General features: G+C 29.8%; 10 protein-coding genes and 1 pseudogene. 7 read left to right on the top strand and 4 right to left on the bottom strand.

Annotated elements, in window-relative coordinates; all coding sequences use genetic code 11:
* A pseudogene (locus tag ACIQ2I_RS06355) lies at positions 1-240 on the top strand (acyl-CoA dehydrogenase); the annotation flags it as partial.
* Positions 241-325: 85 nt separating this feature from the next.
* Here ACIQ2I_RS06355 and ACIQ2I_RS06360 read toward each other — a convergent pair.
* Positions 326-769: a DUF4268 domain-containing protein gene (locus ACIQ2I_RS06360; RefSeq protein ID WP_396181597.1), complete on the bottom strand. Its 444-nt coding sequence runs from the start codon at positions 767-769 to the stop codon at positions 326-328.
* A 44-nt stretch (positions 770-813) separates the two neighbouring features.
* Between ACIQ2I_RS06360 and ACIQ2I_RS06365 the strand changes: the two genes are divergently transcribed.
* Both ACIQ2I_RS06365 and ACIQ2I_RS06370 read left to right on the top strand, forming a co-directional pair.
* Entirely contained in the window at positions 814-1,455 is a 642-nt protein-coding gene (locus ACIQ2I_RS06365; protein ID WP_396181598.1) for an NUDIX hydrolase, read from the top strand.
* 42 nt (positions 1,456-1,497) lie between these two features.
* The gene (locus ACIQ2I_RS06370; RefSeq protein WP_396181599.1) at positions 1,498-2,301 is read left to right on the top strand and encodes a lysophospholipid acyltransferase family protein; all 804 of its coding nucleotides are present in this window, start codon (positions 1,498-1,500) and stop codon (positions 2,299-2,301) included.
* Positions 2,302-2,334: 33 nt separating this feature from the next.
* Here ACIQ2I_RS06370 and ACIQ2I_RS06375 read toward each other — a convergent pair whose 3' ends face one another.
* Complete coding sequence (locus tag ACIQ2I_RS06375; protein ID WP_396181600.1) at positions 2,335-2,970, bottom strand: hypothetical protein; 636 nt, start codon at positions 2,968-2,970, stop codon at positions 2,335-2,337.
* A 2-nt stretch (positions 2,971-2,972) separates the two neighbouring features.
* On the bottom strand, positions 2,973-3,467 hold the full coding sequence (locus tag ACIQ2I_RS06380; protein ID WP_396181601.1) for an RNA polymerase sigma factor: 495 nt from the start codon (positions 3,465-3,467) through the stop codon (positions 2,973-2,975).
* A 174-nt stretch (positions 3,468-3,641) separates the two neighbouring features.
* Here ACIQ2I_RS06380 and nadC point away from each other — a divergent pair, with 174 nt between their 5' ends.
* The 3 genes from nadC (at position 3,642) to ACIQ2I_RS06395 (ending at position 6,113) form a co-directional block, all read left to right on the top strand.
* The gene (gene nadC, locus ACIQ2I_RS06385; RefSeq protein WP_396181602.1) at positions 3,642-4,499 is read left to right on the top strand and encodes a carboxylating nicotinate-nucleotide diphosphorylase; all 858 of its coding nucleotides are present in this window, start codon (positions 3,642-3,644) and stop codon (positions 4,497-4,499) included.
* A gap of 31 nt (positions 4,500-4,530) precedes the next feature.
* A complete protein-coding gene (locus ACIQ2I_RS06390; protein ID WP_396181603.1) occupies positions 4,531-5,460 on the top strand; it encodes a YihY/virulence factor BrkB family protein in 930 nt (309 codons plus the stop codon).
* Between the two features lie 92 nt (positions 5,461-5,552).
* Positions 5,553-6,113, top strand: coding sequence for a chalcone isomerase family protein (locus ACIQ2I_RS06395; RefSeq protein WP_396181604.1), 561 nt, complete (start codon positions 5,553-5,555; stop codon positions 6,111-6,113).
* An 86-nt stretch (positions 6,114-6,199) separates the two neighbouring features.
* Here the strand turns inward: ACIQ2I_RS06395 and ACIQ2I_RS06400 are convergent, their stop codons facing one another.
* Positions 6,200-7,282: a M42 family metallopeptidase gene (locus tag ACIQ2I_RS06400; RefSeq protein ID WP_396181605.1), complete on the bottom strand. Its 1,083-nt coding sequence runs from the start codon at positions 7,280-7,282 to the stop codon at positions 6,200-6,202.
* An 87-nt stretch (positions 7,283-7,369) separates the two neighbouring features.
* Between ACIQ2I_RS06400 and ACIQ2I_RS06405 the strand changes: the two genes are divergently transcribed.
* A complete protein-coding gene (locus ACIQ2I_RS06405) occupies positions 7,370-8,056 on the top strand; it encodes a DUF4294 domain-containing protein (protein ID WP_396181606.1) in 687 nt (228 codons plus the stop codon).
* The last annotated feature ends 93 nt before the right edge of the window (positions 8,057-8,149 follow it).

Here is an 8,149-nt window from a genome sequence, read left to right on the forward strand (position 1 = left end):
TTAGGTGCTGATAAAGTAGCAAATCATGTTGCAATGACACAATTGTATTTATATAACGCAGTAGATATTGTTACTCAGAAAGGAAAAGAGGGAATTGTTTCTTTCACCGAAGGCGACGAACAACGCATGATGTTAATGGGATTACGTCGTTATACAAAATATGTAAATATGCCAAACGTTGTGAAATTACGGGAGCAAATTGCTGCAAAAGTCATCGCAGAAAATAAATATTGCTTTTAATAATTAATTTAGTTGTGTAAAAAAGTCCTGAGAAATCAGGACTTTTTTTGTTTAATTTATTTTCAGTCTATTATCTAAAATCCAATTAAGTATTCACTTCCAAATCTTTAATATAATCTTCATGTTCATAAAAGAAACGCTCAAAAGCATCCATCTTATTATAGAAGAAATTAAAAATGGTTTGCCAATCTGTTTTTCGGTTCAAACTTACATTTGAAAGTTCCACCCAAACCCGACTGATAACTTTTCCACTTTCTAAATAATGGTCTCTATCCAAAATTACATCGGATAAATATGCTTCTATTAAAATATCTTTTAAGGATTCGACTTTTTCAAAATATATTTTTCGTTTGTTTTCATCTTTTGGTTCGATGTCTAGCATTACATATGCTTTTTTGTTATCTACATTAAATTTAAACGTAACGTCTTTAATTTTAGTGTTATACAGCAACCATTTTCTTGGATATTCGTTTCCAAAAGTACTCCAAAATTCTTTTTTTATTAATTGCGCGTCAGCTTTACTATACATTTTTGTAAATATTTTTTGTAACTTTATAAAATAGAAATCTAAAAATGGAATTCATTCACTTTATAAATAATCTCGCAAATTTAAAGAAAGAAAAGTTGTTAGCCACAGATGCACACATAAAAATGGCGCCTTTGGAACGAATAACTTATCTTAAGGATAAATCGTACACTGAAAATGTACCAAAAAATGCTGCAGTTTTATTGTTGGTATATCCAAAAAATCATATAGCACATTTGGCTTTGATTGTCCGGAATACTTATCCTGGTGTACATTCTTCCCAAATTAGTTTTCCTGGTGGCAAAGCAGAATTACAAGACAAAACATTAGAAATTACAGCACTTAGGGAAACGGAAGAAGAAGTAGGTGTTCCAATGAATAAAGTTAAAATAATTAGACAATGTAGTGAAATTTATATTCCACCAAGTAATTTTTTAGTCACCCCTTATCTAGGTTTTTCAAAGGAAAATTTACAATTTGTTCCAAATCCAGAGGAGGTGCAACGCGTATTAGAATTACCCATTCATCAATTACTTGATGACGAAACCATTGTTAATACTAAAATGACTACTTCCTATGCTACAGATATTGATGTGCCCGCTTTTCAAGTTGAAAATTTTTTAATTTGGGGCGCAACAGCCATGATACTCAGTGAGTTAAAAGAGTTATTTAAAAACGCGATGAAGTAGTATAAAATTACTAAATTTGCATCGTTTATAAACGTAATACATATGGGGTTATTTAAAAGAAATCCATTTGGACATATATTATTCATCAAGAAATGGTTAATCCGGATTTTTGGTGTTTTGACGCATAGTAGATATAGAAGTTTTAATAATTTGCAAATAGAAGGTTCTGAAATAATTAGAAATTTACCTGATAGAAATGTGCTTTTTATTTCCAATCATCAAACTTATTTCGCAGATGTTACTGCAATGTTTCATGTTTTTAACGCCGCTTTAAAAGGAAGAGAAAATAATATTAAAAACATTTTTTATTTGTGGGAGCCAAAGTTAAATATTTATTATGTGGCCGCAAAAGAAACCATGCAAGAAGGTTTTTTACCAAGAATTTTAGCTTACATAGGTGCAATTACAGTTGAAAGAACATGGCGTGCAGAAGGTAAAGATGTACAAAGAGATGTGAATCCGAATGATACAGAAAATATTAAAATTGCATTAGAAGATGGCTGGGTAATTACTTTTCCACAAGGCACAACTCGCTCATTTAAACCCGTACGAAAAGGAACGGCACATATTATTAAACAACATAAACCTATTGTTGTACCCATTGTAATTGATGGATTCAGAAGATCATTTGACAGAAAAGGATTATTTGTTAAGAAAAAAGGAATTCTTCAATCAATGGAAATAAAATCGCCATTACAAATTGATTACGAAAACGACTCAATTGAGAAAATCGTTGAACAAATAGAATTCGCTATTGAACAACACGCTTCTTTTTTAAAAGTGATTCCTCAAGAAATTTTAGAAGAAGAATCAAAATTAGACAAAGAACGACAATGGAGATATTAAAAAAAGTCCTGATAAATTTTATCAGGACTTTTTTTAGTACTCTATTTTCTGTAATTCATTATAATTTTGTTTTAATCTTCTCATGAAAAAACCATAAATCAAACGGTAGAAAAGCCAAATAATGAATGTAAATACTAAAATAAAAATAAAATAAATCCCAAAAACTAAAACGTAACCTTTGTTTGAATTTTCTCCAAAACGATTTATAATTTCTTGAAGTTTTGGTTCATACGTTGTTTGAGCCACAAATGCTACAATTAGTATAAAACCAATCATTAATAGGTTGTAATTTACATATTGTTTTACTGTTTTTCTTGAATCCAAAATGTTTTTTAATAAATGATTAATAGCATCCGCAGCGTTAATTTTTTTATAATTAGTATAAAATTTATAAATAAAACAGATAATCACTACGTAGTTAATTATAGAAATAACTAGCATAAATGTTTTTAAATGATACTTATTAAGCATTTTCCAATAGGTGTCGTTATTTGTTAAAAAGCCTAAACTTGTCCATAAAATAATTTCTAAAACACTAATAATAAAAATCCATTTTACAATTGAAGACGAACTTTTGTGCAACATGCCGTAAATTTCATTTTCAGAAACTTGTTTAAATTTACCACTGTTTTTGTTCCAGTCTTTTTTTAATAATTCTAATTCATCCATAGTTAAGGATTTAATGTTTTTTTAAGTTTTCCTTTAATTCTGTTCATTTTCACTCGTGCATTCACTTCACTAATTCCCAGAGTTTCTGAAATCTCAGTGTAATCTTTATCTTCTAAATATAAAAACATCAAAGCTTTGTCTATGTCGTTTAACTCCACAATGGCTTTATACATTAATTTTAATTGTTCTTCTTGCTCAAAATTATATTCATCTGTTTGGAAATGATGAAATTCTGAATCAAAAGGAGTAGTTTCTATACTTCTTTTTTTCTTTCTATATAAAGTAATGGCTGTGTTTAGTCCAACACGATAGGCCCAAGTAGAAAATTTAGATTCTCCTCTAAATTTCGGAAACGCTTTCCATAACTGAATGGTAATTTCTTGAAACAAATCATTATGTGCATCTTGATCAGAAGTATATAGTCTACAAATTTTGTGGACAATATTCTGATTTGCTTTTAGTTGTTTTACAAAATTTTCTTCCGTTTCCGATACCATATACTATATGTAGTGAAGTTTTTGTTTTTGTTACAAAGATGATAAACAAATTTCAATTTCATTAATTAATTTCAGATCATTAATATTTTTATTTATTTCTCTAATCTGTGTTCAAAAATACTAAAATATAGCTTAAATTTGTAATTAAACATTCCAGATAGAGTTTAAAACAATATGATTACAGCACAACAATTTCAAGCCGAATTAAATTTAATTATTTCCAATGCCATCAGAGAAGATGTTGGCGATGGCGATCATAGTTCATTAGCTTGTATACCATCTTCAGCGCAAGGAAGTGCTAAACTTTTAGTAAAAGATAGTGGAATTATTGCTGGTGTAGCATTTGCAAAAATGGTGTTCAACTATGTAGATTCCAATCTTAAAGTAGCAACTTTTATTCAAGATGGAACTGAAGTAAAATATGGTGATGTGGTTTTTCATGTTCACGGAAGTACACAATCTATATTAAAAGCAGAACGCTTGGTATTGAACAGCATGCAACGAATGAGTGCAATAGCAACAAAAACTAAAAGCTATGTCAAATTAATTGAAGGAACGGGCGTAAAAATTTTAGACACTCGCAAAACGACACCTAATTTTAGAGCTTGTGAAAAATGGGCAGTTAAAATTGGCGGCGGAGAAAACCACCGATTTGCATTATACGATATGATTATGCTAAAAGACAATCATAATGATTTTGCAGGCGGAATTACAGCTTCAATTGTTAAAACGAAGCAATATTTAAAAGAAAAAAATAAAGATTTGAAGATTATAGTAGAGGCCAGAAATATCTCTGAAGTTCAAGAGATTTTAGTGGCTGGAGGCGTGTATAGAATTTTATTAGATAATTTCGATTTTGAAACCACAAAAAAAGCTGTAGAAATAATTGGAAACCAATGCTTAACTGAGTCTTCTGGAAATATTAATGAAGAAACAATTAGAGAGTATGCTTTATGTGGTGTAAATTTCATTTCATCAGGCGCTTTAACGCATTCGGTTTATAATATGGATTTGAGTTTAAAAGCAATTTAAATCTGTGGTTAGAAAAAAAGCATCCTTTTCTATGAATATCAATAAAGAAACCATAAAATCTAAACCAATAGTAAAACATCTTATTTTACTGCTTCAGCAAATACACTTTCCAAGTTTAAAAGGAACTTCTTTGTATGATATTATCAAATTATATCTTTTAGGAGTTATTTCAGGTGATGTTTCTCACAGAGCAAGCGCCATTGCATTTAGCTTTTTTATGGCTTTGTTTCCTTTTGCACTTTTTTTGCTGAATTTAATTCCTTTTATTCCCTTAAATAATTTTCAAGATGATTTTCTTATTTTCGTATCACAAAGCGTTCCACCAAATACTTACGAGGCAATAGAAAGTATTTTAAAAGATATTTTAAATAATAGTTATAATGGATTGCTTTCTTCGGGTTTTGTTTTGTCGATTTTTTTAATGTCAAACGGAATTAATGCCTTGTTGGACGGATTTGAAATGTCAAAAAATATTAGTAAAAAAAGAGGTTATTTCCACCAATATGCTATTGCTATTGCTTTGTCTTTATTAATTGCTTTTTTACTCTTACTAACAGTGGCAATAATAATTTTTGTAGCTGTTTTCATTCATCAAGTTGAAAATCAAAGTGGGTATGTTTCTAAAATCCCACTTATTGAAACAATTCGATATTTATTTGTGATGTTAATGATATTACTCATTACATCTACACTTTATAAATTTGGCACAAGAGAAACCAAACATATCTCCTTTATAAGTTATGGTTCAGTAATGACAACAGTTTTGTTTGTGTTAACTTCCTATTTATTTGGTATTTATGTAGAAAAATTCGCCAGATATAATGAGTTATATGGCTCTATTGGGACACTTTTAGTAATGATGTTTTACATTTGGTTAAATTGTATATTAATTTTATTAGGTTTCGAATTAAATGCATTTATATTTCAGTTAAAATTAAAAACAAAAGAAAATAAAACATAAATAAGTAGACTTTTTATCATTTATTTAATTTTTTTTAGGAAGAAATAAAAAATTAGGCTAATTTAGCATTATAATAATAAAAATCAGCTATTATGAAAAAACAAATTTTTACATTATTTATTGCTTTAACGTCGGTTTTCGTTTCAGCACAAAAAACAATTGGAGACGTTAAGGTTGAAGCTAAACTTTCTGTAGAAGATCAAAACTTAACATTAAACGGTGCCGGAACTAGAGAAAAAATGTTCATGGACATGTATGTAGGTTCTTTGTACGTTACTAAAAAATCTTCAGACGGAAACGCCATTTCTGCAGCTAATGAAGCTATGGCGATAAAATTGAATATTGTTTCAGGATTAATTTCTTCTGAAAAAATGATTTCTGCAATTAATGAAGGTTTTGAGAATTCAACAGGCAAAAAAACAGCTCCGTTGAAAGCTAAAATCGATAAATTTAAAAGTTTCTTTAAAGATATTATCAATAAAAAAGATATCTTTATTATCGTTTATGTGCCAAACGAAGGGGTTTCAGTATATAAAAACGGAACAAAAAAAGGTACTATTGACGGTTTAGATTTCAAAAAAGCACTATTCGGAATTTGGTTAGGAAATAATCCTGCTGATGATGATTTGAAAGCCGGTATGCTTGGAAAATAAAAAAAAATCCCGTCTTCAACAAGACGGGATTTTTTTTTACTCTTTAGCTATAATTTCATTTTGCAACATCTTTTTATACAAAGAGTTTATTTAAAATATGAAAAATCATGATTATTTTCAATCTTTAATAACGTTTCATAAATCAATTTAATTACATTTTCAACGTCTTCTCTCTGAACCATTTCTACGGTAGTGTGCATGTATCGTAAAGGCAATGAAATTAACGCACTTGGTACACCTCCATTACTATAAGCAAAAGCATCTGTATCTGTGCCCGTTACTCTAGAAGTAGCATTACGTTGAAACGGAATTTTCTTTTCATCAGCAGTATCGATAATTAATTCTCTTAATTTGTTTTGTACAGCAGGAGCATAAGCAATAACAGGTCCATTTCCCATCTTAATATCACCTTGAATTTTTTTATCAATCATTGGTGTGGTGGTATCGTGTGTAACATCTGTAACGATAGCTATATTTGGTCTAATGCTTTGTGTAATCATTTCAGCACCTCTTAGTCCAATTTCTTCTTGTACAGCATTTACAACGTACAATCCAAAAGGTAATGTTTTTTTGTTTTCCTTTAAAAGTCTTGCCACTTCAGCAATCATAAAACCACCCATTCTATTGTCAATTGCTCTGCAAACAAATTTATTTTCATTTAAAATTTCAAAACCATCAGGATAAGTGATCACACAACCTACATGAACACCTAAATCTTCAACTTCTTTTTTGGTGCTGCATCCGCAGTCGATAAAAATATTTTCCACTTTAGCCGTTTCTTCTTTTCCGGCAATTCTGGTATGAATGGCAGGCCAGCCAAAAACCCCTCGAACAATTCCTTTTTTTGTATGAATATTCACGCGTTTTGAAGGTGCTGTTTGGTGGTCGCTACCTCCATTTCTTATTACATAAATCAAACCGTCATCAGTAATATAATTTACATACCACGAAATTTCATCACTGTGCCCTTCTATCACTACTTTAAATGCAGCGTCTGGATTTATAACTCCAACAGCAGTTCCATAATTGTCGGTAATAAAGGAATCTACATATGGCTTCAAATAATCCATCCATAATTTCTGACCTTCGCTTTCATATCCTGTTGGAGAGGCATTATTCAAATACGATTCTAAAAAGGCAATCGAGCTATCTTTTAATATACTTTTCATAAAATTTAAACTATTTTTTGCTAAATTAAAAAATTGGCATCTATCTTGCTAATAAAATTTATAATTTTACACTTTAATACTTTAGTTATGGTACGCAATATTTTTATTACATTTTTGATTTTTAATTTTTTGTCACTTTCCGCACAAGAAGGAGAAGGGTCTGGCGTGTCTGATACTATTGAATATATTAAAGATTCAGATACAATCAGAGAAATTATAATTGAAGAAGTTACTATTTCCGATGAAAATACAATAAAGCTTACAAAAGCTGAACGTGAACAAATTAAATTACTTGAATTTAGAGTTCGTGTAGTTTATCCATATGCAAAATTAACTGCCGAAAAATTAATGCAAATTAATGCTACAATGGCAAAACTTAAATCACCAAAAGAAAAGAGAAAGTACTTTAAATTAGTAGAAAAGTATTTAAACGAAGAGTTTGAACCAAAACTTAAAAAATTATCTCGTAAGCAAGGACAAATTTTAGTAAAATTAATTAATCGTCAAACCGGGCAAACTACTTTTGATTTAATTAAAGACTATAAAAGTGGTTGGAAAGCATTTTGGTCAAATAATACAGCTAAACTATTCAATATTGATTTAAAGAGAAGCTATGATCCCATGACAGTCCCTGAAGATTTTTACATCGAATCCTATCTACAACGAGCTTTCGATGATGGAAAACTAGCAAGACAAGAAGCTAAAAAGCCCATTTCAGAAAGCGAGTTACGATTAAATTGGACCGCTAGAAACAGAGAAAAAGCAAAACTTTAATTAGCAGCTTTTCCTGCTTTCCGCTCTATCTTTTTGTATAGTGGTCTTTAAGAAAAGTAAAGCCCATTATACAAAAAGGATGCCGCTACAATC

Source organism: Flavobacterium sp., assembly GCF_044368995.1.
Lineage (GTDB): Bacteria > Bacteroidota > Bacteroidia > Flavobacteriales > Flavobacteriaceae > Flavobacterium.